Source organism: Polaromonas sp. P1_E3 (assembly GCF_056405935.1).
Map to the genome: position 1 here is coordinate 77870 of NZ_JBFUBD010000003.1, position 24817 is coordinate 102686.

A 24817-nucleotide genomic window follows, 5' to 3' on the forward strand; every position below is an offset into this window, starting at 1 on the left:
GCAAGATTCGTGCCTTATGAAACACCGCATTTTTTCCCTCATCCTGCCGGTCTTCCTGACGCTGGGGACGGCCTTCCCGGCCCATGCAGAAAAAGCCGACCGGGACAAGCCCATGAATGCGGAGGCAGACGCCCTGCGTTATGACGACCTGAAACAGACCAGCGTTTTTACCGGCAATGTCGTGATCACCAAAGGCACGACCATCGTGCGCGGCGAGCGCGTTGACGTCATGCAGGATCCCGAGGGCTACCAGCAGGCAGTGTCCATCGCGGCCCCCGGCAAGCTGGCGTTTTACCGGAAAAAGCGCGACGGCGTGGATGAATACATCGAAGGTGAAGGCGAACGCATTGAATATGACAGCCGTGCCGACCTGGTGAAGTTCATCAAGCGGGCCGTGGTGCGCCGCTACAACGGCGCCACCCTGGTGGACGAAACCACCGGCAGCCTGATTGTTTATGACAACAACACCGACGTTTTTACCGTGGACGGGGGCGCGCAAAACCGCACGGCCAGCAACCCCACAGGACGGGTTCGCGCCATGCTGTCCCCGCGTGCCACAGCTTCGGCGCCTGCTGCAACGCCGCCAGCAGGCCCCGCCCCGGTTCTGCGCCCCAGCACGACGCTGGGCAATGAGAAGAAATAGAAAGACCAGCACAGATGGATGTGGTGACTGATACTTCGGCGGCTCCCGCCGCCCTTGCCCCGACTCCCAGCCGACTTGTAGCGCAGGGTTTGCAAAAATCCTACGGCAGCCGCAAAGTGGTGCAGGACGTGTCCCTGTCCGTGCAAAAAGGTGAGGTTGTGGGCCTCCTCGGGCCCAACGGCGCCGGGAAGACCACATCCTTCTACATGATCGTGGGCCTGGTGCGCGCCGACGCGGGCGAAATCTCCATCGACGGGGAGTCGGTCGAACACATGCCGATTCACCTGCGCGCCCGCCTGGGGCTCAGCTACCTGCCGCAGGAAGCATCGATTTTCCGCAAGCTCACGGTGGAAGAAAACGTGCGCGCTGTTTTGGAGCTGCAACTCGATAAAACCGGGAAACCGCTGGGACGGGCAGACATTGAGTCGCGGCTTGACGCGCTGCTGCAGGATTTGCGGGTTGATCATTTGCGCAATTCACCAGCGCCGGCGCTTTCGGGCGGCGAGCGACGCCGTGTCGAGATTGCACGCGCCCTGGCCACCCAGCCGCGATTCATCCTGCTGGACGAACCTTTTGCCGGCATCGACCCCATTGCCGTGATCGAAATCCAGCGCATCATCGGCTTCCTCAAGTCGCGCGGAATCGGCGTACTGATCACCGACCACAACGTGCGTGAAACGCTGGGCATTTGCGACCACGCCTACATCATCAGCGACGGCCACGTGCTGGCCCAGGGCACGCCGTCCGAGATTGTGAACAACGCCGATGTGCGCCGTGTCTATCTCGGCGAACATTTCAAGATGTAGAGATGGGCTCCCCCCTGTTGTCGCTCACTTCATGTAGCTCCCTCCCCCCTCGAGGGGGCGGCGCCTGCGGCCCGGCTAAGCCGGTTCCGCGGCCCCTGCTTGAACTCTTTCAGCTCTGTCGTCAGAAATCTTTGAGATGAAGCAAGGGCTGTCACTCCGCGTCTCGCAGCATCTTGCGCTGACGCCCCAGCTGCAGCAGTCGATCCGGCTGTTGCAGCTGTCGACGCTTGAACTGAGCCAGGAGGTCGAGCAGATGCTCGACGAGAACCCGTTTCTGGAAGTGTCGGAAGAGACGGCTGTACGCGAAGAGTTTGGACTGGAACACATCAACACCCCGGTGAGCCAGGACAGCCGCGAGTTTGAATCTGCTACGGATTCAATAGCTGGCGGCGCGGATGAGACAAGCGCTGCAGCCCCGAATGATGCAGAAGTCAGTGCCGAGCCCAAGCTGGAGGAAAGCTGGGAAGGCGATGGCACCGTGGAAACCACTCCCGATGACAGCGAATGGGGCAGTGACGCACCGGCACGCAAAAACAACAATGAAGAGAGCGACGCCGAGGCTTCCGACCTGACCGGCAGCCATGAGTCGCTGCAGGACCACCTGCACCGCCAGTCGCTGAGCCTGCGCCTGTCGGAAGAAGACCGCGCCGCGCTGCATTTCCTTATTGAATCGCTCAACGACGACGGCTACCTTGAAGACAGCCTGGCGTCTCTGGCAGCCGGGCTTGCAAAAGATGACATGGAGCAGGCAGAAGAGCTGGAGCAGCGTTTTGCCATGGCGCTCAAGCTGCTGCACCACATGGAGCCGGCCGGTGTCGGTGCGCGCAACCTGGCCGAATGCCTGTGCCTGCAACTGCTCGATTGCAAGGACTGTGAAGAGACCCGCGCCGCCATTGCCATGTGCAAGCAGCCGATGGAGTTGCTGGCCAAGCGCGACGTGAAGCGCCTGTCGCACCTGTGCGGGTTCCCCGAGGCCGCCATCAAGGGCGCGATTGCCGTCATAGGCCGGCTCGATCCCAAGCCCGGGCGCCGCTTTGTGAATGTGGAGCGCAACCTGATCGTGCCCGACGTCATCGTTGTCAAATCAGGCCGGGGCTTCAAGGTCTCGCTCAACGGCGATGTGATGCCGCGCCTGCGTGTTCATGATATTTACGCCAACGCCCTCAAGCAGCACAAGGGCCAGGGCGGCCAGGCGCTGCAGCAGCGCCTGCAGGAGGCACGCTGGTTCATCAAGAACATCCAGCAGCGCTTTGACACCATCCTGCGCGTGAGCAGCGCGATCGTGGAGCGGCAGAAAAACTTCTTCACCCACGGCGAGCTCGCCATGCGCCCGCTGGTGCTGCGCGAGATCGCCGACGAGCTGGGGCTGCACGAATCGACCATCTCTCGTGTGACCACGGCCAAGTACATGGGCACGCCTTTTGGCACCTTCGAACTCAAGTATTTTTTCGGCTCCGCGCTCGGCACCGAAACCGGCGGCAATGCTTCCAGCACGGCGGTACGCGCGCTTATCAAACAATTCGTTTCATCCGAAAGCCTCAAGAAGCCGCTCAGCGACAATCAGATTTCCGAAATGCTCAAGGAGCAGGGCATTGAATGCGCGCGCCGCACCGTGGCCAAATACCGCGAAGCGCTTCGCATCGCGCCCGCCAACCTGCGCAAATCACTCTAGCCGCCCAATCAGGCCGCGCTGCCCGCCCCTCAAAGCCAGTCATGAATCAACTCCAATTGTTTTTACCGTGCGCCGCAGGCGTTGAAACCCTGCTGGCCACCGAGGTCAAACGTATCACCGGGATCGACGGCAAAGCCTGGCGCGCCGGCGTACAGCTGCAGGCGTCGTGGCGCGACGCACTGCAGCTCAACCTGCACAGCCGCCTGGCCCAGCGCGTGCTGATCGAGTTGCAGCACAACCAGTACCGCAGCGAACAAGACCTCTACAACGCCGCTGCCAACGTGGCCTGGGAAATCTGGTTCACGCCCAAACAAACCTTCAAGGTCGAGATCACCGCCCAGCACAGCCCGCTGCAAAGCCTGAACTTCGCGGCACTCAAAATCAAGGATGCGATCGCCGACCGCTTTCGCGCCAAGTTCGACGATGTGCGGCCCAGCGTCGACACGCGCTGGCCCGACGTACGCATCTATGTGCACCTGACGACCGACACTGTCACCATCTACATCGACACCTCGGGCGAGCCGCTCTTCAAGCGCGGTTGGCGCGAAGACAAGGGCGACGCGCCCCTGAAGGAAACCCTGGCCGCTGCCATGATCGCTGCCAGTGGCTGGGACCAGCTTTGCAAGCAAGGCGTGGCGCTGTATGACCCTTGCTGCGGCTCGGGCACCATCGCGATTGAAGCCGCGCAGATTGCCTGCAACATCGCCCCCGGCATCAACCGGCGCTTTGCGTTCCAGAAATACCTGCCCTTCCAGGGACATGTGTGGGAAGGCTTGCTGGACCAGGCCGAAGCAGCCATCACCGAACCCACTGCACCCGTGTTCGGCAGCGACGTATCTTTCCGCATGGTCGACTTTGCCGAACGCAATGCAGAACGCGCCGGTGTGGCCAATGCGGTGGAATTCCGCGGCGGCGACGCCCTGCAGCGCATGCCGCCCGCGCCTTCCGGCGTGATGCTGGTGAATCCGCCTTACGGAGAACGTATTGATGTGGCGGGTGTTGCGGGCATCACGGGCGTCCAGGGGCGCGACCAGCGCCGGCAACAAAATGAACGCGTCCAGCAGGACCACCGCAATCAGCCGATCGACGAGTTTGGCCAGCCGCTGAACCGGGACAGCGGCGGTCAGGGCGATACCCGCGAAGAACCCGCCTTCGAAACATCGCGCGACCGCTCGGCCAACCCAGGCCGTGAGCAGGCGCAAAACGCCTGGGGCGAAGAAGCGACGGACTTCTTCCCGCAACTGGCCGCGCACTGGAAGAAGAATTACGCCGGCTGGACCGCTCATGTGCTCACGCCCGACCTCAAACTGCCGGGCAAGATGCGCCTGAAGGAATCGCGCCGGGTGCCGATGTGGAACGGCCCCATCGAATGCCGCCTGTTCCGCTTTGACATGGTGGCGGGCTCCGCACGCGGCAAGCCCGTCGCAGCCATCCCCAACCCACCGAACGAGCCGGCGGCGTGACGGCCTCAGTGCGCCAGCCTGTCGTGCTGGACACCAACATCGTCCTCGACGTGTTTGTCTTCAACGACGCGCTAGCGCAGCCGCTGAAAAAAGCGCTGGAGGCCGGCGAGCTCGACTGGCTGGCCACGCAGGCCATGCGCGACGAGCTTGAGCGCGTGCTGGCCTATCCGCAAATCATTCCCCGCCTGGCGTTTTACGAATTAAGCGCCGGTGACGTGCTCGCTGCCTTTGACCGGCATGCACGCCTGACGGAGGTGGCAGCCAAGGCCGGCGTCACTTGCAGCGACCCCGACGACCAGAAGTTCATCGACCTGGCGGTGGCCGGCAAGGCCTTGCTGCTCAGCAAGGACCAGCACGTGCTTTCAATGAAAAAAAGGCTCCTGGCCCAGGGTGTACGAGCGCAACCAGCTATTTAATTGATAGCAAACTGTTCATGGCCCCGGAACGCCGTGAGAGGCGTTTAACCCGCAGCGCGCTCTGCGGAGGCGCCGGAGGGAACTGCCCCCGATACCGCCGAGGCATCACCCGTCACCGGCACACGGATGCCATTGGCCTGCGCAGGCATGTGCCCCCCGGGCCCCACGCCGTTGGCGCGAAAGCTGTGCGCACTGGCCAGCGGCCAGTAGTAGCTGAAGACCGTGTTCTGCTTTTCCAGCGAGCCCAGCAGTGCGCCCGGCTCCACCTGCATGATGAGGTTGCTCAGCAGCCGCACCTCCGTGTCCGTCAAGCGCCGCACGATGTGGTGGGCATTGACTTCGCGCGGGTGGCACAGGCCCGCAGCCTGAACCAGCTCCTGCAAGGCATGCAGCGTGCTGCGGTGAAAGTTGCGCACGCGCTCGGCCTTGTCGGGCACCACCAGTGCCTGCTGGCGCACCGGGTCTTGTGTGGTGACGCCCGTCGGGCATTTACCGGTGTGGCAGCTTTGGGCCTGGATGCAGCCCAGCGCCATCATGAAACCGCGCCCCGCATTGCACCAGTCGGCGCCCAGCGCCATCAGCCGCACCATATCGAAAGCGCTCACCACTTTGCCAGCCGCGCCAATGGAAACGCGGCTGCGCAGGTTCACGCCGATCAGCGTGTTGTGCACCAGCAGCAGGCCCTCCTGCAGCGGTGCGCCCACGTGGTCGGTGAACTCGACGGGCGCAGCGCCCGTGCCGCCCTCGGCACCGTCCACCACGATGAAGTCCGGCGTGATGCCGGTCTCCAGCATGGCTTTCACAATCGCAAACCACTCCCAAGGGTGACCGATGCAGAACTTGAAGCCGGTCGGCTTGCCGCCCGACAGCTTTCGCAGTTTGGCGATGAAATGCATCATCTCGACCGGCGTGGAAAACGCGCTGTGGCTGGAGGGCGAAATGCAGTCCTTGCCCTGGGGCACACCGCGCGCCGCCGAGATTTCCGCCGTCACCTTGGGGCCAGGCAGGATGCCGCCGTGGCCGGGCTTGGCGCCCTGGCTCATCTTGAGCTCGATCAGCTTGACCTGCGGGTCGCGCGCGTTGGCGGCGAAGCGCTCTTCGCTGAACGTGCCGTCGTCGTTACGGCAACCGAAATAGCCTGAGCCGATCTCCCAGATCAGGTCGCCACCGTGCAGCCGATGGTGCTGCGAGATCGAGCCCTCGCCCGTGTCATGTGCAAAGCCGCCGAGTTTGGCGCCCTTGTTCAGCGCCATGATGGCATTGGCCGAAAGCGATCCGAAGCTCAGCGCCGAGATGTTGAACACGCTGGCGTGGTAAGGCTGCGTGCAGGGCTCTACCGAGGGCGAAGGATGATCGGGCGTGCCGCCTATCCAGACGCGGAAGTCGTGGGTTGGCAGTTTGGTCGGCGACATCGAATGGTTGACCCATTCATAACCCTGCGCGCCCACGTCCAGCTGCGTGCCGAAGGGCCGGTTGTCGGGTTCGCCCTTGGCGCGCTGGTACACCAGCGAACGCTGCGCACGTGAAAACGGCGTGGCCTCGCTGTCGCTTTCGATGAAGTACTGGCGCATTTCGGGCCGGATGTACTCAAACAGGAAACGCATGTGGCCGATGACCGGGTAGTTGCGCAGCACGGCATGGCGCGTTTGCCGCAGGTCGCGCACACCGACACATACCAGCACCACGCCGGCCACCAGGGACACCAGGGCCAGCTTCCCGACGCCAAAAACCATCAGGCCGAGCAGCCCCAGCAGCGCAGCAAGCCCGCACAGGGCCATAAAGGTGTAACGGACAGGGAACCAGGCATCCAGGCGCTGAAGAAACATGGTGGGCTTCCGGGGGAAAGGAGATCACAAAAGGGCACAAAACACAGGCATGCAGCCGCGATGCGCCAGATACACTTTGCATCATAAGAGCCTCACGTGACGCTCAGAACTGTTTTTCATGAAGCCCACCCCCAAAACCACGTCGCCTTCAGCATCACCGCCCGCTCAGGTCTTCCTTGAAACCGAGGCGTTTGATGAGCTCGACGGGATTCTCGACGACCTGCGCACCCGCTACGACGAAACGCCGCAGTGGGAATTCTGCGAAGGCTTTATGGCCGCCGTGATCTGTTCGCGCCGGCCGATCGAGGCAGCCGAATACCTGCCCGTGCTGCTCGCCGTCCCCGCTGAAGGCGAGGCGCCGGATCCCGAAGGCGGCTCGTTCACCAGCGAGGCGCAACGCGAGCGCTTCCTCACGCTCTGGAACCAGCGCTGGCAGGAAGTCGAAACGGCGCTGGACGCCGAAGTCGACTCGCTCGAAGACGACAGCTGCTACCACCCCGAAGTGATGGACATCCGCGGCGCCGTGGCCGACATGCCGCCCGAAGAACGGGCCGCCTTCAAGGGTGAAGACCTGCCCGCCTTTGCCCAGGTCTGGGCGCTGGGCTTCATGTTCGCCGTCGAAAGCTGGCCCGATGAATGGATGGCCCCGCGCGACAAGGACGCCGCCAAATGGCTCGACGGCGCGCTGCAGGCCGTCGTGGCCATGACCGAAGACGACAGCGCTCCACCCGAGGTGTCACCCCTGAGCGAAGACGGTACGCCCAGCACCAGCATTGCCAGGCTCAACGCGTTTGGCGAAGCGATCTGGGCGGTGTATGACCTGCGGGAGCTGTGGAAGACCCTGGGCCCGAAAGTGGAAACGGTGCGCGTCGAAGCCACGCCGGGACGCAATGACCTTTGTTATTGCGGTAGCGGGAAGAAATACAAGAAGTGCCATGGGGCGGGCTGATCGCGGTTGATCCCGGCTGCGTGTTTTGCCGGGACCTGCAGTCCCGGCAACCCCGGGCAGCGCCTTTAACGGAAGACGCTAGCGTCCAATCCGCAGCAACCCCTTCGCAGCAGGCAGATACCCAGCCAGCTTCGCCACCCCGTCCCGCCCGCTCGCGGCACGATACAGCAGCGCGCTTCCCAGCGCCGACCCCAGCGCACGCTTGACCGGCGACGCGCTCCGGCTTGATGCCAGAAGCAGCGCCACGCCGGCGCCAAAAACCAGCCAGTGTTCGCCGGGGAAGCTGTCGCGGCTTTCGTCCCAGGCCTTGTAGTCAGTGAGCATCCGGGACAGGGGGTTGGAGGGTGAGGTGGACATGATGGTGCGGGATCCTTTCATGCCCGCCACCTTAGCGGCGGCTGCAGGCGGCCGGTGTCAGACATTGCCGCAAATGCCTGCCACCGGCCGGAGGCAGCGCCGCCGCGGTGCTTCAGTGCACGACGGAGTGCTATATTTTTAATAGCTGCTTGCGCTCGTCACTATTGGTCTGCAGCCGTTTTCAGCTGGCAACCGTAAACCGGCGCCGTACGTGCCGCGCATTCTCGATCTCATCCACGATGGCCACGGCGAGGTCAGCCACCGAAATACCCGCCGGCTGATCGCCCTGACCGGGCAGCAGGTCGTCGTTGCCCAGCCGGTACTTGCCCGTGCGTTCGCCGGGTGCCAGGCCGATGGGTGGCGAGACAAAGCTCCAGTCGAGTGATGTCTCGAGCTTCAACTGGTTGAGCGCCTCGCGTGCGGCCAGCGCGCCCTGCTTGTATTGCGCGGGGAACTCCGGCGTGTCCACCAGTTGCAGGCCGGGCGCCACATACAGGCTGCCGGCGCCGCCCACGACGAGCAGGCGCTTGACGCCCGCCTGCTTGACGCCGTCGACGATGGCCTTGCTGGCCTGCAGGTGCAGGTCGTGGATCTTCGGTTCGCTCCAGCCCGGGTTGTAGGCGCTGATGACGGCGTCGTGGCCGGTCACCGCCTTGGCCACCTGCCCAGCCTGCAGTGCGTCGGCGGTGACCACGGTCAACCCAGCCTGCGGCGCGACCTTGCCGGGGTTGCGGGCCAGCACGGTGACTTTGTGGCCGCGGCCCAGCAGTTCGGAAAGAATGGGTGCGCCGATAAAACCCGTGGCGCCGATCAGTGCGATGTTCATGAAAATTTCCCTGTTGGTGAAGAAGCCGCTAGTTTCATGACTTCACAACGGCTTGAATAGACGGCAAAATTCGCCAACACTCTGAAGTACAGCTTATCAATGAGCGATAAATCCATGGACCAACTCAAACGCATGGCCATTTTTGCCGAGGTGGTTGCCAAGGGTTCCCTGACGGCAGCTGCGCGGCAGCTGGGCATGACGCCATCGGCCGTCAGCCAGCATTTGCGGCAGCTTGAGCAGTCGCTCGGCCTGGCCCTGCTGCACCGGTCAACCCGGCGCCTGACGCTGACAGAAGCGGGTGAGCGCTACCACGCCGGTTGCGCCGCCATGGTGGCGGCTGCGCGTTCGGCGGAACAGGCACTGGTGCGGCTGCGCGACGAACCCGAAGGCGAGCTGCGCCTGGCCGCGCCGGCCGGCTTTGGCAGCCTTTTGGCTGCGGCGCTGGCGCCGCTGCGTGGCTACCCCCGGCTCACGCTGCGACTGTTGCTGGACGACAAGCTGGTGGACCTGATCGGCGAACGCGTGGATATCGCGGTGCGCGTCGGCGAGCTGGCCGACTCCAGCCTGGTGGCACGCAAGCTGGGCGAAATGACGCGGCAACTTTGTGCCTCGCCGGCCTACCTGGCCGAACGCGGCTGGCCCGCCACGCCGCACGATTTGCTGCGCCACGACTGGCTCGCCAGCAAACCCAACAGCAGCGGTGCAGACATGCTGGAGCTGCTGGGCCCCACCGGCGAGCGGGAAACCCTGCGGCTGGAAGGCCGCGTTCAGGCATCCCAGGTCACGGCGCTGCATGCGCTGGCCATAGCCGGCTGGGGCATCAGCATGGGGGTGAGCGAGGATGACCGCAAGGCGTTGGCCGAGGGCCGCCTGCTGCCGATACTGCCGGGCTGGCGCATGGCGGATGTTCCGGTCTACGCCGTCACGCCACGGCGCGGCGAGCAGCCGGCCAAGGTGCGCTACACGCTGGAGTTGCTGGCGGCCTGGTTTGGCGGCGGCCAGCCCGGGGTCAGGCCTGTTGCGAACGCGGCCTGAACACCAGCCCACCCAGCATCACACAAGCCAGCGCGGCCACTACAAACGCGACGCCGGCCCATTGCCAGGGCGTGACGACCTCGCCCAGCACCAGCATGCCGGTGGCCAGGCCCACGACCGGGACACCCAGGCTGAAGGGCGCGACGCGATTCGCGGGGTGGCGCTTGAGCAGGTTGGTCCACAGGCTGTAGCCCAAAATGGTGGCCGCCCAGCCGAGGTAGGCAACGGCGGCCCAGCTGGATGCACGCGCTTCCAGCCAGTGCCAGCGCACCGCCTCGGGGTCGAAGGCCCAGGACAGGGCGGCAAAGGGCAGTATCGCCACCAGGCTGCTCCAGACCACAAAGGCCAGCGGCGAATAATCGCTGTAGGTCTGCTGCACACGCCGCGCCACGATGTTGGACATGGCCCACATGGCCGCCGCGCAGAGTGTGAGCACAAAGCCCAGTGGCGTGGTGGCGCCCGCGCCATTGGCGCCGACGTAGTTGAGCGCAAAGCAGGCCAGGCCCAGGGCCGCGAGCACCAGGCCCGCCTGCAGCGGCCGGCTGGCGCGTTCGTGCAGCAGCACAAAACCAAAAAGCGCCGTCCAGAACACCTGCGTTTGCTGCAGTACCGAGGCCAGCGCCGCCGTCATGCCGACCTTGAGGGCAAGAAACAAAATGCCGAACTGGCCCACGCCCTGAAAGAGGCCGTAAAACACGATCCACTTCCACGCGATTTTTGGCGGGCGTACCAGCAGCACCAGCGGCAACACGGCAAACACATAACGGGCCGTGCCCAGCTGGAAAGGTGTGAAATCGCGCAGCGCGAATTTCATCACAACGAAGTTAACGCCCCAGAGTACGACGACCGTGAGGGCGGCCGCCAGGTCGCGGCCCGTCAGGGCATTGGGCTGCATAGGCGCAAGGACGCGGGCTCAGCCCAGCTGCATGGAGCGGGCCGCATCCAGGTGCGCCTTGACGCGCTGGGCCAATGCGACGTCGCCTGGCGTCTCCGGCCGCCATTGCTCGGCGGGCAAGGCCTTGCCGTCCAGGTCCACCGCAACAAACACGACCAGGCATTCCGTGATCACCTGCATCTGCCCGAGCTTCATGTCACCGGCGCGCACTTCGACCGAGATGTTCATGCTGGTTGTGCCGGTATAGGCCAGGCGGGCTTCGACTTCGACCAGGTCGCCGATCATGATGGGGCGTTGAAAGCGGATGCTGCCCACAGAAACCGTGACGCAGTAGCGTTTGGCCCAACTGGTCGCACAGGCGTAACCGGCTTCGTCGATCCACTTCATGACAGTGCCGCCATGCACTTTTCCGCCGAAGTTGACGGTGCTGGGTTCGGCCAGGAAGCGGAGGGTGATGGAGGACATGGGGGTGGACCAGTGGTGTTGGGTATGGGTATTCAGGCGTTCTGCCAGACCTTGCCGGCAATGCGCATCATATTGTCACCCATCACGCCTTCGATCTCGGCTGTGCCCAGGCCCACCTCGCGCAGCGCCTCGGGCAGCAGTTGCCAGGTTTCAACCGGCGTGTAGGTCATGCGCTGCACGGCGCGGTTGTAGCCGGCGGACTTCGGCCACCAGTAACCAGGATCGTAGTCGCCGGGCGGGTTGTCGTTAAGTTCGTCCTGGCGGAAGCTGATGTCCAGGCCTATGCCCACGTGCTGCGCGCCGACCAGGCCGGCCACATAAGCCACGTGGCGCGCCATGTCGTCGGCCGTCGGCGTGCGCGTGCCCAGGAAGGCGGAAACACCCGAGACGCACACCACGCCGCCCGTCGCCGCGCAGGCGCGAATCTGCTCATCGGTGATGTTGCGCCCGTGCTCTACCAGCGCCAGCGGGTTGGCGTGGCTGAAGATCACCGGCTTGGCCGAGGCGGCCATGATGTCCAGGCTGCAGCGGCGGCCGGTGTGTGAGCAATCCATCAAGAGGCCTGCCTCATTGACGGCCTGCACCATGCGCACGCCCAGCGGCGTCAGGCCGCGCGCCTCATCATGGCAACCGTCGGCCACGCTGTTGTTGCGGTTGTAGGCAAAGTGGATTTGCCGTACGCCGAGGTCGCGGTAGAGGGCAACCATCTCCGGCTGCTCCAGCAGCGGCATCGCGCCTTCCAGGTCGAAGCCGATGGCGAGCTGACCTGCCGCGGCGGCCTCGCGGATTTCGGCTACGCTGGACACCAGCCGGTAGCGGTCCGGGTTCGCAGAAATCTTGGCGCGGAAGGCAGCGATCACCGCCATGATTTGCGCCACCGGGTTCATGTCCATGCCGACATTGATGGACACATAGTTGACGCCTGCCGCGCGCAGCTCGTCCATGGACGAAAAATCGGCCGCCGGGTGCAGCGGCAGGCAGGCATGGGATTCCCAGCGGATCATGGTGCGAGGTGTGTGTGGCTAGAAGAAAATTAAACCACTTCAGCCGTACGCCGGAAACCACTGGAGGCCCGCATCAGCTGAAGTGTGTAAGCGTTGGTGACCTTGTGCGCCGCCAGGTCCGCCGAAGGCAGCATCTCCACTGTCTGGCCGCGCTGCATCACCATCAACCGCTCGCACAGATGGGTGACGACGGCCAGGTCGTGGCTGACCATCACGAAGGTGAGGCCGCGCCGGCGGCGCAACTCTTCGAGAAGGTTGAGCACCTCCGCCTGCACAGAAGCGTCCAGTGCTGAAGTGGGTTCGTCAAGGAGCAGGATCTGCGGCTCGAGGATCAAAGCCCGCGCAATCGCAATGCGCTGGCGCTGTCCGCCCGACAGCTGGTGCGGATAGCGAAACCGGAAGCCAACGCCCAGGCCGACCTCTTCCAGTGCACGTTCAATGCGCACCTCGGCGTTGCCTATGCCGTGAATGGCCAGCGGCTCGGCGAGGATGCGGTCTACCGTGTGGCGCGGGTGCAATGACCCATACGGATCCTGGAACACCATCTGCACCTGCCGCCTGAAGGACTTGCTGCCGGGCGCGCTGTCCTGGCCCAGCAGCTTGACCGAGCCTGCAGTGCGCGGTGCCAGGCCGCAGATGGCGCGCAGCACGGTGGATTTGCCCGATCCGGATTCGCCGACGATGCCGAAGCTCTCGCCGGGTTGCACGGTAAAAGACGTATCGGCAACCGCGACAAAACCGTCGTACACCACGCGCAGGCCGTCCACTTCGAGTCCCAGCGATGTGGATGAAGCCGCCGCGGTCACAGCGCCCACTCCGGTTGGCGGTCCAGCGTGGCCAGCGGGTGTGTCGATGCGCCCAATTGCGGCAAGCAAGCCATCAGGCCGCGCGTGTAGGGATGCTGCGCATTAGCCAGGCCACCGGCAGCGAGTTCTTCCACCACGCGGCCGGCATACATGACCAGGATGCGGTCGCAGAAGGTTGATACCAGCCGCAGGTCGTGCGACACGAGGATCAGGCCCATGCCGCGTTCGGCCACCAGGGTGTCGAGGATGGACAACACCTGCAGCTGTACCGTCACGTCCAGCGCCGAGGTCGGCTCGTCGGCAATCAGCAGGTCCGGGTCGGCGATCAGCATCATCGCGATCATTGCGCGCTGGCCCATGCCGCCCGACACCTCATGCGGATAGAGCTTGTAGACACGCGCCGGGTCGTCGATGCGCACCGATTCAAGCGCGGCGAGTGCGCGGTTTTTGGCTTCGGCCGATGAGACGCGGGTGTGGGCCTGCAAGGTCTCCACGATTTGTGCGCCTATGGTCATGACCGGGTTGAGCGAAAACTTCGGGTCCTGCAACACCATGGCGACACGGCCGCCGCGCAGCGCGCGGCGTTGGGCGGGCGGGCAGTTGAGCAAGTCAACGCCGGAAAATTCGAGGCGCTTTGCGGTGATACGGCCCTCTGGTGCGGTCAGCCCCATGATGGCGCGGCCGGTTTGGGATTTGCCTGATCCCGATTCGCCGACGATGCCCAGACGCTCTCGGCCGAGGGTGAAAGACACACCACGCACCGCCTCGGTCATGCCGCCGTCACGGCGCGGAAAGCTGACGCGCAGGTCGTCAACGACAAGCAGAGGCGCCGTTGAATCTGTCATTTAGCGGCCTTCGGGTCCAGCGCATCGCGCAGGCCGTCACCCAGCAGGTTGAAGGCCAGGCTCACGACAAAAATCGCCGCACCGGGCGCGGCGGCGACCCACCACTGGTCCAGCACATACAGGCGCCCGTTGGCGATCATCGCGCCCCACTCCGGCATGGGCGGCTGTGCACCCAGACCGAGGAAGCCCAGCCCGGCAGCCGTGAGGATGATGCCGGCCATGTCCAGCGTGACGCGCACAATCACCGACGACACGCACAGCGGCATGATGTGCCCAAGCACGATCCGCCAGGGCGATGCGCCCAGCAGCCGCACCGCAGCGATGTAGTCTGTCTGCCGTATCGTCAATGTCTCGGCCCGCGCCATGCGGGCGTAAGGCGGCCAGGAGGTGATGGCGATGGCGATCACCGCGTTCTGGATGCCGGGTCCCAGCGCCGCGACAAACGCCAGCGCCAGGATGAGGCGTGGAAACGCGAGAAAAATATCGGTGATGCGCATCAGCACCGCATCAACCCATCCGCCGGCATAACCCGCCACCGTGCCGACGATGAGGCCCAGCGGCGCGGCCAGCACCGCCACCAGGATCACGACCATCAGCGTGATGCGTGAGCCGATGATGATGCGCGAAAGAATGTCGCGCCCCTGGTCGTCGGTGCCGAACCAATGTGCCCACGAAGGCGGCAGCAGGCGCGTGGTGCGCAGGTCGCCGGTGTAGGCCGAATAAGGCGCCAGGACATCGGCAAAGATTGCCACCCCGATAAGCCCCAGCACGATGAAGAGGCCCAGCATGGCCAGCCGGTTGCGCGAAAAATCGTGGCAGCCGTGGTACACGCGGCCCATGAAGGCCTGGCGGCGCGAAGCGGGCCGGTCCGTACTCAGCCAGTCGCGCAAAGATGCAACCTTTGAAGTCATCGGATACGCGTCCTCGGATCCAGCACTTTGTATAAGACGTCAGACAGCAGGTTCAAGCCGACAAAAATCGACCCCACCACAATCGTTCCGCCCAGCACCGCATTCATGTCGGCGTTCTGCAGCGAGTTGGTGATGTAAAGGCCCAGGCCCGGCCACGCAAAGACAGTTTCCGTCAGCACCGAGCCTTCAAGCAAGCCCGCATACGACAGCGCGATCACCGTGACCAGCGGCACCATCGCATTGCGCAGTGCATGGCGCCAGATGATGCGTGACTCCGACAGGCCCTTGGCGCGTGCGGCAATCACGTACTCCTGCGCCAGCTCATTGAGCATGAAGGAGCGCGTCATGCGGCTGATGTAGGCCAGCGCGAAATAGCCGAGCAATGACGCCGGCAATATGAGGTGCGAGAACACATTGCGAAAGGCTTCCCACTCGCCGGCCATCGCGGTGTCGAGCAACAGCAGCCCGGTGACCGGCGTGATCGTGTACTCATACGTCACATCGATGCGGCCCGGCCCCGATACCCAGCCCAGCCGCGCATAAAACAGCACCAGAGCCATCAGCCCCAGCCAGAAGATCGGTACCGAATAACCGACGAGACCTATCACGCGCACCACTTGGTCCACGAGCTTGCCGCGCCGCACTGCCGCCCACACGCCCAGCGGCACGCCCAGGCCCGCACCTATCAGTATGCCCAGGCTGGCCAGCTCCAGCGTCGCCGGAAAGGCGCGCCTGATGTCCGTCATCACCGGGTTGGCCGTCAGCACCGAGACGCCGAAGTCGCCCTTCAGCACCTTCGCGATGTAGATATAAAACTGCTCGTAAAGTGGCTTGTCCAGCCCCAGTTCCTGGCGCGCACGCTCGATCACATGCGCCGGCGCGCGGTCGCCCACGATGGCCAGCACCGGGTCGATCGGGATCACACGGCCGATAAAAAACGTGACCGCGAGCAGTCCCAGGTAGGTGAGCAGGATCACCACCAGGAAATTGCCAAAGCTTTTGGCGTGCGGCGTGAGGCGCTGGCCCGCCGTGCGCGGGGTCACCGCACTGAGCGGTGCCACGCCGGCGGCTGTGGGGTCGGGGATGGCCAATGTCGGTGGAGCTATCAGCGCTTGGAGGCGTTGAACATGTAGTTGGTGTCGAAGGTAGGGCCCAGCTTCAGGCCGTCTACGTTGCTCCGGAAAGCGGCCACCTCGGTCTGCTGGTACAGCATGACAAACGGGCTGGTCTTTCGGAACTCGGCCTGCAAATCTTCATACATCTTCTTGCGCTTGCCGGCGTCGCGCTCCAGCACCGCGGCGTCAGACTGCTTGGTCAATTCCGGGATCGCCCAGGCATTGCGCCAGGCCAGCGGCTTGGCTTTGGCGTCGTCGGCATTGTCGGGGTTGCGCGTGAAGGTGTCGGCGTTTGAATGCGGGTCCCAGTAGTCGGCGCCCCACTGGCCGATGTACATGTCGTGGGTGCGGGCACGGTACTTCGTCAGCGTCTGCTTGCCGTCGCCGGGAATGATCTCGACGTCGATGCCGGCCTGCTTGGCCGTCTGCTGGAAGGCCTCGGTAATGCCCTGCACCGGCTGGATCGTGCGCATGTCGATGGTGACTTTGAAGCCGTTGGGCAGGCCGGCCTTGGCCAGCAGCTGTTTGGCCTTGGCCACATCAAGTTTGTAGGGCTTGTCTTTGCTGGCGCCCAGCAGGCCCTGCGGCAGGAAGTTCTGGTTGATCACGCCGATGTTTTTGACCAGCGTGTCGCCGATGGCGTCGTAGTCGATCAGGTATTTCATGGCCTCGCGCACCTCGGGCTTGGCGAGGTTCGCGTTCTTCTGGTTCAGGCTGATGTAGTAGACCGTGCCCTTGGGCGTGGAGGTCATCTTCACGTCCTTGTTGGCCGAGAGCGCCGCGATATCCTGCGGGCTCAGGTTGCGGGCAATGTCGATGTCGCCTTTTTCCAGCAACAGGCGCTGCGTGGCCGATTCCTTCACGTGGCGGTAAATCACCCGCGCCAGTTTAGGCTTGGTGCCGTAGTAATTGTCGTTGCGCTCCAGCGCCACGATTTCATTGGCGCGCCATTCGCGCAGCTTGAGCGGGCCGGAGCCGGCGTAGTTGGTCTTGAGCCAGGCATAACCCCAATCGCCGTTAACCTCTTTGGACTGAACCAGCTTCATGTCGACAATGCCGGCCACGTTGGCCGTCAGGCAGTTGAAGACGAAGGTGGGTGCATAGGCCTTGTCGGTCTCCATGGTCAGCACGGTCGGGCTGGTGGCCTTGATCTTGTCCTTCACGTTGGCCTTGGAAAACCCGAACTGGGTCAGGATGAAAGCCGGGGATTTGTCGAGCATCACGGCGCGCTGCAGCGAATAGGCCACTTCTTCGGCTGTCAGCGGGTTGCCCGACGCGAATTTGAGGCCGGGCTTGATCTCAAAGGTGTAGGTCTTGCCATCGGCCGAGACAGTCCAGGACTTGGCCACATCGCCCACCAGCTTGGAGGGATCGTTGATGTCCAGGCGCAGCAGGCGGTCATAGGTGTTGCCCATGATTTCGCCGGCGGACAGCTCAAAGGCCTCGGCCGGGTCCATGGTGATGATGTCGTCGAAACCGAAGGCCAGCACCAGTGTGTCTTTGGGCGTGGCGGCCAGCGCAGCACCGCCGCTGCAGGCCAGCATGGCGGCTGCGGCGGTGGCGCAAAGAACGCGGCGGCTGAGGAGGGGAAGCATGGGGTTCAAGATGATTTCCTTCGGTTGGGCAGTCAAAACAAAACATGGCAACTAAACGCTTGTGGCGGTAGCACCCCGGGTCATCAGGCGTGAGCAGGAATCATGCCCAGACCTCCTGTTGTGGGCAGGCCGTAACTTGTACATACAACTCCAGCCTGCCAACGACTGATGCATTCTGCGCCGCCGTTCAGGCGCGTCAAGACCCGGGTTTTCCGCGATTGCCGACTTCACCGAAAAACCGGCTGCTGGTTCACCGCGCTTTGGCCATCAAGCTTGTTCCACAGCGCCACTCCCATAGCCCTGTTGTGCAGGCTGCGGTACTGCCGGGAGACGAATACCGTCTGTTTACGGAGGAAAACACCTATCAAAAACCACCTTTGCCCGGCTTGACCGGTGATTTGGTGTAACGATACAGTAAATCGTTCTACAAAGAACGCCCAGAACGCCGAATTTCACGAGCGCACCCCTCAAAAACATCCTCAGGAGACAAGAAATGACTTCCCTTTCACGCCGCCGGTTTGTCCAGACCACCTCTGCCGCCTCAGTGGCCGTCGCGACCGGGTTTTCGGGCTTGGCCAGCGCCCAGTCCACCGTCGCGCTGCGCCTGTCGTCCGCGCATCTGCCCGACCTCAACTCCTCGCACTTTGCCTGGCAACAGCTCATGGAGGCCAACCTCAAAAAGGCCGTGGGCGACAAGATCCGCATTGATTACTTTCCCAACAACCAGCTCGGCAAGGAAAGCGATGTGGTACAGCAGGTCAAGGTCGGATCCATCGACATGATGCTCACCGGCTCGTCTATCTGGGCCACCGTGACGCCGCAGCTCGGCATGCTGGACCTGGGCTATCTTTTCGACAGCTACGAGCACGTGGCCAAGGCGCTGGACAGCGGCGTGGGCGCCAGGCTCAACGAGATGCTGCAAAAAGGCACGGGCTGCCAGGTCATCACCTGGAGCGCGCACTACGGTGCCCGCAACGTGTACACCAAGCAGCCGGTCAAATCACTGGCTGACATCAAGAACGTCAAGCTGCGTGTGCTGCCGACACCTGCGTTTATCGAGACCTTCAAGATCATGGGCGCGATTCCCACGCCGATTTCTTTTGGCGAGCTTTACATGGCCGCGCAGACCGGTGTGGTCGACGGCTTCGAGCATGACTCGGGCACGGTGCTGGCCAGCAAGCTCAATGAAGTCGTCAAGCACTGCTGGATGACCGAGCATCTTTTCAGTCCCATGGTCTGCATCATGGGCAAGCGCGGCATCGACCGCATTCCGGCCGAGCTGCGCCCGGCTTTCATGAAGGCCGCTGCCGACTCCACCATCCAGCTGCGCAAGACCGGCACCGAAAAAGGCCTGCAGGGCATCGAAGACCTGAAGAAGCTCGGCATCACCTTCACGCCCATGGCCAAAAACGAGCGCGACCAGGTTCGCAAGGAAATGGAGACCAAACTGTGGGCAGGCTTTGCCAAGCAATACCCGGAAACCGCGCCGCTCTTCACGGCGATCAACGCGGCGCGAGGCTGAGCATGGCGGCCAGCATGTCGCCCGCCCTGCCCGGGGCCGTACCCGGAGATATCGCCGACGCCCTGCCGGAAGCGATGTCGCACAACCCGACGCACGCATCCGCCCCGGGCTTCAGCATCAACCACTCGTCCGGCCGCTGGCTGGCCTGGCTGATGCGGATGACCGAATACGTGGCGGGCGTGGTGCTGGCGGTCGATGTGCTGGTGGTGTTTGTCTCCGTGGTGTTCCGTTACTTCCTGCACGAGCCCTTTGACTGGGCGGAGGAAATCGCACGCGCCCTGATGATCGTGCTGGTCTTCTTTGGCGCCGCCACGGTGCTGGCGCGCAGCCAGCATGTGGGTGTGGATCTTTTCCGCGGCCTGCTGCCGGCGCGCTGGCAACCGGCGCTGATCCAGTTCGCCAGCTGGATCATCGTGGCGGTGTCGGCGAGCCTGTGCGTCTCGTCCGTCGGCCTGCTGGTCGATTCGTGGTCCAGCACCACGCCCATCGGCCTGCCGCAGTGGATCTACACCTTTCCCGTCGTGATCGGCAGCCTCTTTATGACGCTGTTCGGCATCGCCAACGCGGTGAACGGCCCCTCGCGCGTGGTGTGGACCACGCTCGGTGTTGGCATCGCCATGGTGGCGGTAGTGACAGGCTGGAACATCCTCATGCCCGGCCTGGCCATCAAGCCCTGGATGCTGCTGACCATCGGTTTTGTCGGCGGCCTGCTGCTGGGCGTACCGATTGCGTTTGTGCTGGGTCTGTCGTCGCTGGTGTTCTTTACGGCCGATCCGTCCCTGCCTATGCTGGTGTATTCGCAGCAGGTGATGGCGGGCACCGACCACTATGTGCTGCTGGCGATTCCCTTCTTTGTGCTGGCCGGCCTGCTGATGGAAGCCAACGGCATGTCGTCACGCCTCATCGAGCTGCTGCTGCGCATGTTCGGCCGGGTGCGCGGCGGACTGGGGCTGATCACCATCACCGCCACCGCCTTCTTCTCGGGCGTGTCGGGCTCCAAGCTGGCCGACATCGCGGCGGTGGGTGGCATCATCATGCCGGCGGTGCGCAAGACCAAACAGGACCCGAACGAAACCGCCGGCCTGCTGGCCTGCACCGCCGTGATGGCCGAGACGATTCCGCCCTGCATCAACATGATCATCATGGGTTTCGTCGCGAACATTTCGATCGCCGGGCTCTTCATGGCCGGGCTGGTGCCGGCCGCTGTGCTGGCGCTGTCACTCGCCGCAGTGACGATTTATGTCGGCACGCGCATCAACCCCGACGAGGCCTTCGACGTGCGTACACCGATGTTCCGCCTGATCGGCGGCGCAACGGTGGCGCTGGTCATGGTGGCGATGATCGGCAAGGGCGTGACTTCGGGTGTCGCCACCTCGACCGAGGTGTCGGCGTTTGCCGTTGTCTATGCGCTGGTGGTGGGCTGGATGGCGTTTCGGGAGCTCACGGTCAAGTCGGTGGCACAGCTCTTTGTGCGCTCGGCCTCCATGGCGGGCGGCATCCTCTTTATCGTGGCGGCGGCCTCCAGCGTGTCGTTTGCGCTGACCATCCAGCAGATTCCGCAGTACCTTTCGACCTTCATGATCGGCTTTGCGGCGTCTTACGGCAGCACCATGTTTGTGCTGCTGTCGGTGCTCATCATGATCGTCTTCGGCGCGGTGCTGGAAGGCGCGCCGGCATTGATCATCTTTGGCCCGCTGCTGACGCCGATTGCTTCGCAGTTGGGCGTCAATCCCTTACATTTCGGGACAGTCATGGTGATTGCGATGGGCCTGGGACTTTTTGCGCCGCCGATAGGATTGGGCCTCTTTGCCACCTGTGCGATCACGGGCACCGAGCTCAAGAACGTCTGGCGGCCCATGATGAAATACCTGGCGGTGCTGTTTGTCACGCTGATCCTGCTGGTGCTTGTGCCGCAATTTTCCTTATGGCTTCCGACCCGCATGGGTCTCTGATAATGCCTTTAACTTCTTGATGAAAAGACCAACGCCGTGAGCAAGATTCGAGATGTCGCCGCACTGGCGGGTGTGTCCACCAGCACTGTGTCCAACGTGCTCAACGGCCGCGCCAACCGCATGGCCGCGGGGACACTGGCGCGGGTGGAAGCCGCCATCGCCGAGCTGAAGTACCGGCCCAACTCCACCGCGCGCCAGCTCAAGACCGGCTACACGCCGCTGATCGGCCTGCTGGTGCCGTCCATGGCCAACCCGATGTACGGCTTCATCGCGCGCGAGATCGAAACCCTGGCGCAGGAGCGCTACGGTTTTCGCATCATGATCGGCAACACCTACCGCGACAAGGACAAGGAGCTGCGCTTCTTTGACGACCTGCTGGCACACGGCGTACGCGGCGTGATCATCATTTCTTCACTGATCGACGAGCAGCACGTGGAAGCCGCCGCCGAACGCGGCCTGGTGATGGTGAGCTATGACCGGCGCGCCACACCCAACATGACGTCCATCGTCGACCACGTCACGGTCGACAGTTTTGAGTCCGCCCGCATTGCAACGCAACACCTCATCGACATGGGCCACCAGCGCCTGGCGTTTGTTACGCCAGCCGGCCGCACCATGAGCCGTAACGAAAAGATCGCCGGCTTCCTCTCGGCCGCCAAAGCCGCTGGGCTGCAGGCCAGCGCCCAGGTGGTCGAAGGCACGCCGGTCGACGAGTACGGCGACTCGATGATGAGCGAAGTGGGCCGTGCGCAGGCCGGTTTGCTGGCGCAATTGCCTGAGCGGCCCACCGGCGTGATCGGTGTGAACGATTTGATGGCGTTTGGGCTGATGGCGGGCTTTCGCGACGCGGGCCTGGCCGTACCGGAAGAGGTATCGGTGATCGGCATCGACAACGTGTTCCTCTCCACGCTCATGCACCCGGCCATGACGAGTGTGCGCCTGCCAGTGCCTGAGATGGCGCAGGTGATGGTCGAGCGCGTGATGAGCCGGCTGGCCGACCCGTCCATCGCCACGCAGGAATTCATCTTTCAGCCCACGCTGATGGCGCGTGACTCGGTTGCCAGATACGCGCCTGGCAAACGTTGATTTCCAGTTTTTTGATACCGGGAACACAAGGTTTTTGAATGACAACGGTTTTCGTCAGCCACCCCCAAAGCAAGCTCGCGCACTACTTCGGTGACCGCGCCATCGCGGCGCTGCAAGCGATTGCCAATGTGCGCTTCAACCCCGGCGACACCGATCTTTCTTCGAGCGAACTGGCCGCGCTGGCCGCCGACTGCGAGGTCATCATTTCCTACCGCCAGACGGTGGGCGACGAGGCACTGTTCGCAGCGTTGCCGCGCCTGCTGGCCTTCGTGCGCTGCGCCATCGACATCCGCAACATCGACGTGCCGGCCGCAAGCCGCCACGGCGTACTGGTGACACAGGCCAGTGCGGGCTTTATCGCGTCGGTGAGCGAATGGATCATCGGCGTGATGATCGACCTGAGCCGGAACATCAGCGAAACCACGGCCGACTACCACGCGGGCCGGCCGGTGGCTGCCACCATGGGCCGCGAGCTGCGCGGCTCCACACTGGGCGTCATCGGTTTCGGCCAGATCAGCCGCTATTTGTGCGACGTGGCATTGGCGCTGGGCATGCGCATCGTGGTGCACGACCCCTACACATCCACCAACCGCAAAGAGCTGGAGCAGGTCGAGTTGCTGCCGCTGCTCCAGCGCTCTGACTACGTGGTGTGCCTGGCCGCCGCCACAGAGGCGACCGAGAACATGATGAACGCGACAACGTTTGCCGCCATGAAGCCCGGTGCGTTTTTTATCAATGCTTCGCGCGGCAATCTGGTCGATGAAGATGCATTGATCGCCGCGCTCGACGCCGGCACGATGGCCGGCTGCGCCGTCGACGTGGGCCGCGCGCCCGACCAGATGCCCTCGCCCCGCGTGGCCGCGCATCCGCGCGTGATTGCGTCGCCTCATATCGGTGGCCTTACGCCGCCAGCCATCGAGCACCAGGCGATGGAGACGGTGGCGCAAGTCGCCGAGTTGCTGCAAGGCCGCGCGCCCAAGGGCGCGGTGAACGCTGCGCAAGCTACGCGCTGGCAGCAGGCTACTAAAGCGCCGCAAGCCGCCTGAGCCAGGCCGCGCCACCCCTTCATTTCTTTGCGAAAGCCATTCATGCAAGCCACCCAAAACACCACCTACGCCGGCGCGTGCGACTGCCACGTCCACATCTACGAAGACAAATACCCCATGGTGCCCAACGTGGCCTGGGTGCCGCCGCACTTGCCGGTCTCAACGTATCGCAAAGTGCAAGAGGCACTGGGCCTGAGCCGCGCCGTCATCGTTCAACCCTCTGCCTATGGTTTTGACAACAGCTGCACGCTCGACGCCGTGGCACAGCTCGGCGCGTCCGGCCGCGGCATCGCGCTGGTGGCGGCTGACGTAACGGACGCCGAGCTGAAGCGTCTTGACGACCGCGGCATCTGCGGCGTCCGCTACATGATGATCAACCCGGTGCTGGAGTGGAACTCGCTGGAGCCCATCGCCGCGCGCCTGGCTGCGATGAACTGGATGGTCAACCTGCAGCTGGATGGCCGCAGTTTTCCCGAACATGAAGAAGTGATCAAACGATTGCCCTGCAAGGTGGTGATTGACCACAACGGAAAATTTCTCGAGCCCGTGAAGCCCGACCACCCGGCATTCCAGTCGCTGCTGCGCGTGCTGGACACCGGCAATGTGTGGGTCAAGCTGTCGGCGCCGTACGAGACTTCGAAGATCGGAGCGCCGGGGTATGACGACGTGAGTTTGATTGCGCGCACGCTGGCAGAGAAGTTTCCGGAACGCTGTTTGTGGGCGAGTAACTGGCCGCACCCAGGGCGCAATCCGCCGCCGTCGGAAGTGGATTTGTATGACCTGCTGTTTTCGTGGGTGCCGGGTGATGACGCGCGCCGGAAAATTTTGGTGGACAACCCGGCTGAGTTGTATGGATTTGAATAATGCTATCAAAAACATAGCTGCTTGCACTGGTTCCTGTTGGGCTTGAGGCCGGATGCTTCTTGAAATGGGCCTTGAACGGGCCCATTTTCAGTTTCGGGAGCTGAAAAGCTGCCCCCGTTGGTGCGTTGGGAAGCTTCACGAGCCGTTTTTCGGCATAAAAGTGCCACGCTGCTAATGGGGTCGTGCGCGAGCAGCTATTGAATTGATAGCGGTTTTCGTATGAGGTTGAGATTGATTTGAGGGCGTGCGCTTTGCTGAGGTTTGCTGGCCGGGGGTTGCCCGGCATGCAACTCACTTTCTTTTGCTTCGCCAAAAGAAAGTAAGCAAAGAAAAGGCGACCCTGGTTCCTGCGTCCCTCCGCTGCGCTGCGGGCAACCTGCGGTGCTCGGTCCAGACGGGGTCAAAAACAACTCGCTTCGCTCAAACAAGTTTTTGCCCTGATCCGTCTGGCCCTGCGCTCCTCGGCGCATCCACAAGGGGTGGGGGAACGAATACCCAACAGCCGAAGACAGAACTCCGCATACCTGAAGAAAAAAGTACTCGCCATGGCGAGTACTTGTTGGTATTGGTCTTTGTATTCGAATTCGGACTTCCCCGTCCTGGCTGGGCCGAGCAGCGCAGACGGAGGCGGAAGGTCGGGCCGCAGTTGTTTGAGCCGAAGGCGAGTTCTGCGGACCGCCGCCGGAGTCGAGCAGCGCAGGTTGCCCGAAGCGAAGCG

The 24817-nt window shown here is 63.4% G+C and carries 23 protein-coding genes; 12 read left to right on the plus strand and 11 right to left on the minus strand.

Annotated elements, in window-relative coordinates; translation table 11 throughout:
• The first annotated feature begins 16 nt into the window (after positions 1–16).
• From lptA to AC1D0Z_RS01495, 5 genes are all read left to right on the plus strand, one after another.
• The gene (lptA, locus tag AC1D0Z_RS01475) at positions 17–643 is read left to right on the plus strand and encodes a lipopolysaccharide transport periplasmic protein LptA (protein WP_477656472.1); all 627 of its coding nucleotides are present in this window, start codon (positions 17–19) and stop codon (positions 641–643) included.
• Between the two features lie 14 nt (positions 644–657).
• Positions 658–1449 carry an LPS export ABC transporter ATP-binding protein gene (lptB, locus tag AC1D0Z_RS01480; RefSeq protein ID WP_477656473.1) on the plus strand — a complete coding sequence of 264 codons (792 nt, stop codon included), beginning with the start codon at positions 658–660 and terminating at the stop codon, positions 1447–1449.
• A 136-nt stretch (positions 1450–1585) separates the two neighbouring features.
• Positions 1586–3121 (plus strand): RNA polymerase factor sigma-54, encoded by a 1536-nt coding sequence (locus tag AC1D0Z_RS01485; protein WP_477656474.1) that lies wholly within the window; start codon positions 1586–1588, stop codon positions 3119–3121.
• Between the two features lie 41 nt (positions 3122–3162).
• Complete coding sequence (locus AC1D0Z_RS01490) at positions 3163–4584, plus strand: THUMP domain-containing class I SAM-dependent RNA methyltransferase (protein WP_477656475.1); 1422 nt, start codon at positions 3163–3165, stop codon at positions 4582–4584.
• Positions 4581–5000, plus strand: coding sequence for a putative toxin-antitoxin system toxin component, PIN family (locus AC1D0Z_RS01495; protein ID WP_477656476.1), 420 nt, complete (start codon positions 4581–4583; stop codon positions 4998–5000). Before AC1D0Z_RS01490 ends, AC1D0Z_RS01495 begins: the two co-directional genes overlap by 4 nt.
• Before the next feature lie 44 nt (positions 5001–5044).
• On the opposite strand, the gene AC1D0Z_RS01500 is transcribed toward AC1D0Z_RS01495, so the two are convergent.
• Positions 5045–6826 carry an FMN-binding glutamate synthase family protein gene (locus AC1D0Z_RS01500; RefSeq protein WP_477656477.1) on the minus strand — a complete coding sequence of 594 codons (1782 nt, stop codon included), beginning with the start codon at positions 6824–6826 and terminating at the stop codon, positions 5045–5047.
• A 118-nt stretch (positions 6827–6944) separates the two neighbouring features.
• Here AC1D0Z_RS01500 and AC1D0Z_RS01505 point away from each other — a divergent pair, with 118 nt between their 5' ends.
• Positions 6945–7775 (plus strand): YecA/YgfB family protein, encoded by an 831-nt coding sequence (locus AC1D0Z_RS01505; RefSeq protein WP_477656478.1) that lies wholly within the window; start codon positions 6945–6947, stop codon positions 7773–7775.
• Between the two features lie 78 nt (positions 7776–7853).
• On the opposite strand, the gene AC1D0Z_RS01510 is transcribed toward AC1D0Z_RS01505, so the two are convergent.
• Together AC1D0Z_RS01510 and AC1D0Z_RS01515 are read right to left on the minus strand one after the other, a co-directional pair.
• Positions 7854–8153 carry a hypothetical protein gene (locus tag AC1D0Z_RS01510; RefSeq protein ID WP_477656479.1) on the minus strand — a complete coding sequence of 100 codons (300 nt, stop codon included), beginning with the start codon at positions 8151–8153 and terminating at the stop codon, positions 7854–7856.
• 160 nt (positions 8154–8313) lie between these two features.
• The gene (locus AC1D0Z_RS01515) at positions 8314–8958 is read right to left on the minus strand and encodes an NAD(P)-dependent oxidoreductase (protein ID WP_477656480.1); all 645 of its coding nucleotides are present in this window, start codon (positions 8956–8958) and stop codon (positions 8314–8316) included.
• Positions 8959–9057: 99 nt separating this feature from the next.
• Here AC1D0Z_RS01515 and AC1D0Z_RS01520 point away from each other — a divergent pair, with 99 nt between their 5' ends.
• On the plus strand, positions 9058–9993 hold the full coding sequence (locus AC1D0Z_RS01520; RefSeq protein ID WP_477656481.1) for a LysR family transcriptional regulator: 936 nt from the start codon (positions 9058–9060) through the stop codon (positions 9991–9993).
• On the opposite strand, the gene AC1D0Z_RS01525 is transcribed toward AC1D0Z_RS01520, so the two are convergent.
• The 8 genes from AC1D0Z_RS01525 to AC1D0Z_RS01560 all read right to left on the minus strand — a co-directional run bounded on the left by AC1D0Z_RS01525 (position 9968) and on the right by AC1D0Z_RS01560 (position 17629).
• Positions 9968–10888, minus strand: a complete 921-nt coding sequence (locus tag AC1D0Z_RS01525) for an EamA family transporter (protein ID WP_477656482.1) — start codon at positions 10886–10888, stop codon at positions 9968–9970. The two genes, AC1D0Z_RS01520 and AC1D0Z_RS01525, sit on opposite strands and share 26 nt — an antisense overlap.
• Before the next feature lie 18 nt (positions 10889–10906).
• Complete coding sequence (locus AC1D0Z_RS01530; protein ID WP_477656483.1) at positions 10907–11353, minus strand: acyl-CoA thioesterase; 447 nt, start codon at positions 11351–11353, stop codon at positions 10907–10909.
• A gap of 32 nt (positions 11354–11385) precedes the next feature.
• Positions 11386–12357: a dipeptidase gene (locus AC1D0Z_RS01535; RefSeq protein WP_477656484.1), complete on the minus strand. Its 972-nt coding sequence runs from the start codon at positions 12355–12357 to the stop codon at positions 11386–11388.
• A 29-nt stretch (positions 12358–12386) separates the two neighbouring features.
• Positions 12387–13136, minus strand: a complete 750-nt coding sequence (locus AC1D0Z_RS01540) for an ABC transporter ATP-binding protein (RefSeq protein WP_477656496.1) — start codon at positions 13134–13136, stop codon at positions 12387–12389.
• Positions 13137–13159: 23 nt separating this feature from the next.
• Positions 13160–14008 (minus strand): ABC transporter ATP-binding protein, encoded by an 849-nt coding sequence (locus AC1D0Z_RS01545; RefSeq protein WP_477656485.1) that lies wholly within the window; start codon positions 14006–14008, stop codon positions 13160–13162.
• Complete coding sequence (gene nikC / locus AC1D0Z_RS01550; protein WP_477656486.1) at positions 14005–14919, minus strand: nickel transporter permease; 915 nt, start codon at positions 14917–14919, stop codon at positions 14005–14007. Before nikC ends, AC1D0Z_RS01545 begins: the two co-directional genes overlap by 4 nt.
• Positions 14916–15902: an ABC transporter permease gene (locus AC1D0Z_RS01555; protein ID WP_477656497.1), complete on the minus strand. Its 987-nt coding sequence runs from the start codon at positions 15900–15902 to the stop codon at positions 14916–14918. Before AC1D0Z_RS01555 ends, nikC begins: the two co-directional genes overlap by 4 nt.
• A 122-nt stretch (positions 15903–16024) precedes the next feature.
• Entirely contained in the window at positions 16025–17629 is a 1605-nt protein-coding gene (locus AC1D0Z_RS01560) for an ABC transporter substrate-binding protein (protein WP_477656498.1), read from the minus strand.
• A gap of 493 nt (positions 17630–18122) precedes the next feature.
• Here AC1D0Z_RS01560 and AC1D0Z_RS01565 point away from each other — a divergent pair, with 493 nt between their 5' ends.
• From AC1D0Z_RS01565 to AC1D0Z_RS01585, 5 genes are all read left to right on the plus strand, one after another.
• The gene (locus tag AC1D0Z_RS01565; protein ID WP_477656487.1) at positions 18123–19151 is read left to right on the plus strand and encodes a TRAP transporter substrate-binding protein; all 1029 of its coding nucleotides are present in this window, start codon (positions 18123–18125) and stop codon (positions 19149–19151) included.
• 74 nt (positions 19152–19225) lie between these two features.
• On the plus strand, positions 19226–21103 hold the full coding sequence (locus tag AC1D0Z_RS01570; RefSeq protein WP_477656499.1) for a TRAP transporter large permease: 1878 nt from the start codon (positions 19226–19228) through the stop codon (positions 21101–21103).
• Between the two features lie 36 nt (positions 21104–21139).
• Positions 21140–22189 carry a LacI family DNA-binding transcriptional regulator gene (locus AC1D0Z_RS01575; RefSeq protein WP_477656488.1) on the plus strand — a complete coding sequence of 350 codons (1050 nt, stop codon included), beginning with the start codon at positions 21140–21142 and terminating at the stop codon, positions 22187–22189.
• Positions 22190–22227: 38 nt separating this feature from the next.
• Positions 22228–23235: a hydroxyacid dehydrogenase gene (locus tag AC1D0Z_RS01580; RefSeq protein WP_477656489.1), complete on the plus strand. Its 1008-nt coding sequence runs from the start codon at positions 22228–22230 to the stop codon at positions 23233–23235.
• Between the two features lie 42 nt (positions 23236–23277).
• The gene (locus tag AC1D0Z_RS01585; RefSeq protein ID WP_477656490.1) at positions 23278–24099 is read left to right on the plus strand and encodes an amidohydrolase family protein; all 822 of its coding nucleotides are present in this window, start codon (positions 23278–23280) and stop codon (positions 24097–24099) included.
• Positions 24100–24817: the final 718 nt, after the last annotated feature.

Coding starts and splice junctions, on each gene's coding strand:
- lptA (WP_477656472.1), top strand. CDS start 17: ATGAAACACCGCATTTTTTCCCTCATCCTGCCGGTCTTCCTGACGCTG.
- lptB (WP_477656473.1), top strand. CDS start 658: ATGGATGTGGTGACTGATACTTCGGCGGCTCCCGCCGCCCTTGCCCCG.
- AC1D0Z_RS01485 (WP_477656474.1), top strand. CDS start 1,586: ATGAAGCAAGGGCTGTCACTCCGCGTCTCGCAGCATCTTGCGCTGACG.
- AC1D0Z_RS01490 (WP_477656475.1), top strand. CDS start 3,163: ATGAATCAACTCCAATTGTTTTTACCGTGCGCCGCAGGCGTTGAAACC.
- AC1D0Z_RS01500 (WP_477656477.1), bottom strand. CDS start 6,826: ATGTTTCTTCAGCGCCTGGATGCCTGGTTCCCTGTCCGTTACACCTTT.
- AC1D0Z_RS01505 (WP_477656478.1), top strand. CDS start 6,945: ATGAAGCCCACCCCCAAAACCACGTCGCCTTCAGCATCACCGCCCGCT.
- AC1D0Z_RS01510 (WP_477656479.1), bottom strand. CDS start 8,153: ATGAAAGGATCCCGCACCATCATGTCCACCTCACCCTCCAACCCCCTG.
- AC1D0Z_RS01515 (WP_477656480.1), bottom strand. CDS start 8,958: ATGAACATCGCACTGATCGGCGCCACGGGTTTTATCGGCGCACCCATT.
- AC1D0Z_RS01520 (WP_477656481.1), top strand. CDS start 9,058: ATGAGCGATAAATCCATGGACCAACTCAAACGCATGGCCATTTTTGCC.
- AC1D0Z_RS01525 (WP_477656482.1), bottom strand. CDS start 10,888: ATGCAGCCCAATGCCCTGACGGGCCGCGACCTGGCGGCCGCCCTCACG.
- AC1D0Z_RS01530 (WP_477656483.1), bottom strand. CDS start 11,353: ATGTCCTCCATCACCCTCCGCTTCCTGGCCGAACCCAGCACCGTCAAC.
- AC1D0Z_RS01535 (WP_477656484.1), bottom strand. CDS start 12,357: ATGATCCGCTGGGAATCCCATGCCTGCCTGCCGCTGCACCCGGCGGCC.
- AC1D0Z_RS01545 (WP_477656485.1), bottom strand. CDS start 14,008: ATGACAGATTCAACGGCGCCTCTGCTTGTCGTTGACGACCTGCGCGTC.
- nikC (WP_477656486.1), bottom strand. CDS start 14,919: ATGACTTCAAAGGTTGCATCTTTGCGCGACTGGCTGAGTACGGACCGG.
- AC1D0Z_RS01560 (WP_477656498.1), bottom strand. CDS start 17,629: ATGCTTCCCCTCCTCAGCCGCCGCGTTCTTTGCGCCACCGCCGCAGCC.
- AC1D0Z_RS01565 (WP_477656487.1), top strand. CDS start 18,123: ATGACTTCCCTTTCACGCCGCCGGTTTGTCCAGACCACCTCTGCCGCC.
- AC1D0Z_RS01570 (WP_477656499.1), top strand. CDS start 19,226: ATGTCGCACAACCCGACGCACGCATCCGCCCCGGGCTTCAGCATCAAC.
- AC1D0Z_RS01580 (WP_477656489.1), top strand. CDS start 22,228: ATGACAACGGTTTTCGTCAGCCACCCCCAAAGCAAGCTCGCGCACTAC.
- AC1D0Z_RS01585 (WP_477656490.1), top strand. CDS start 23,278: ATGCAAGCCACCCAAAACACCACCTACGCCGGCGCGTGCGACTGCCAC.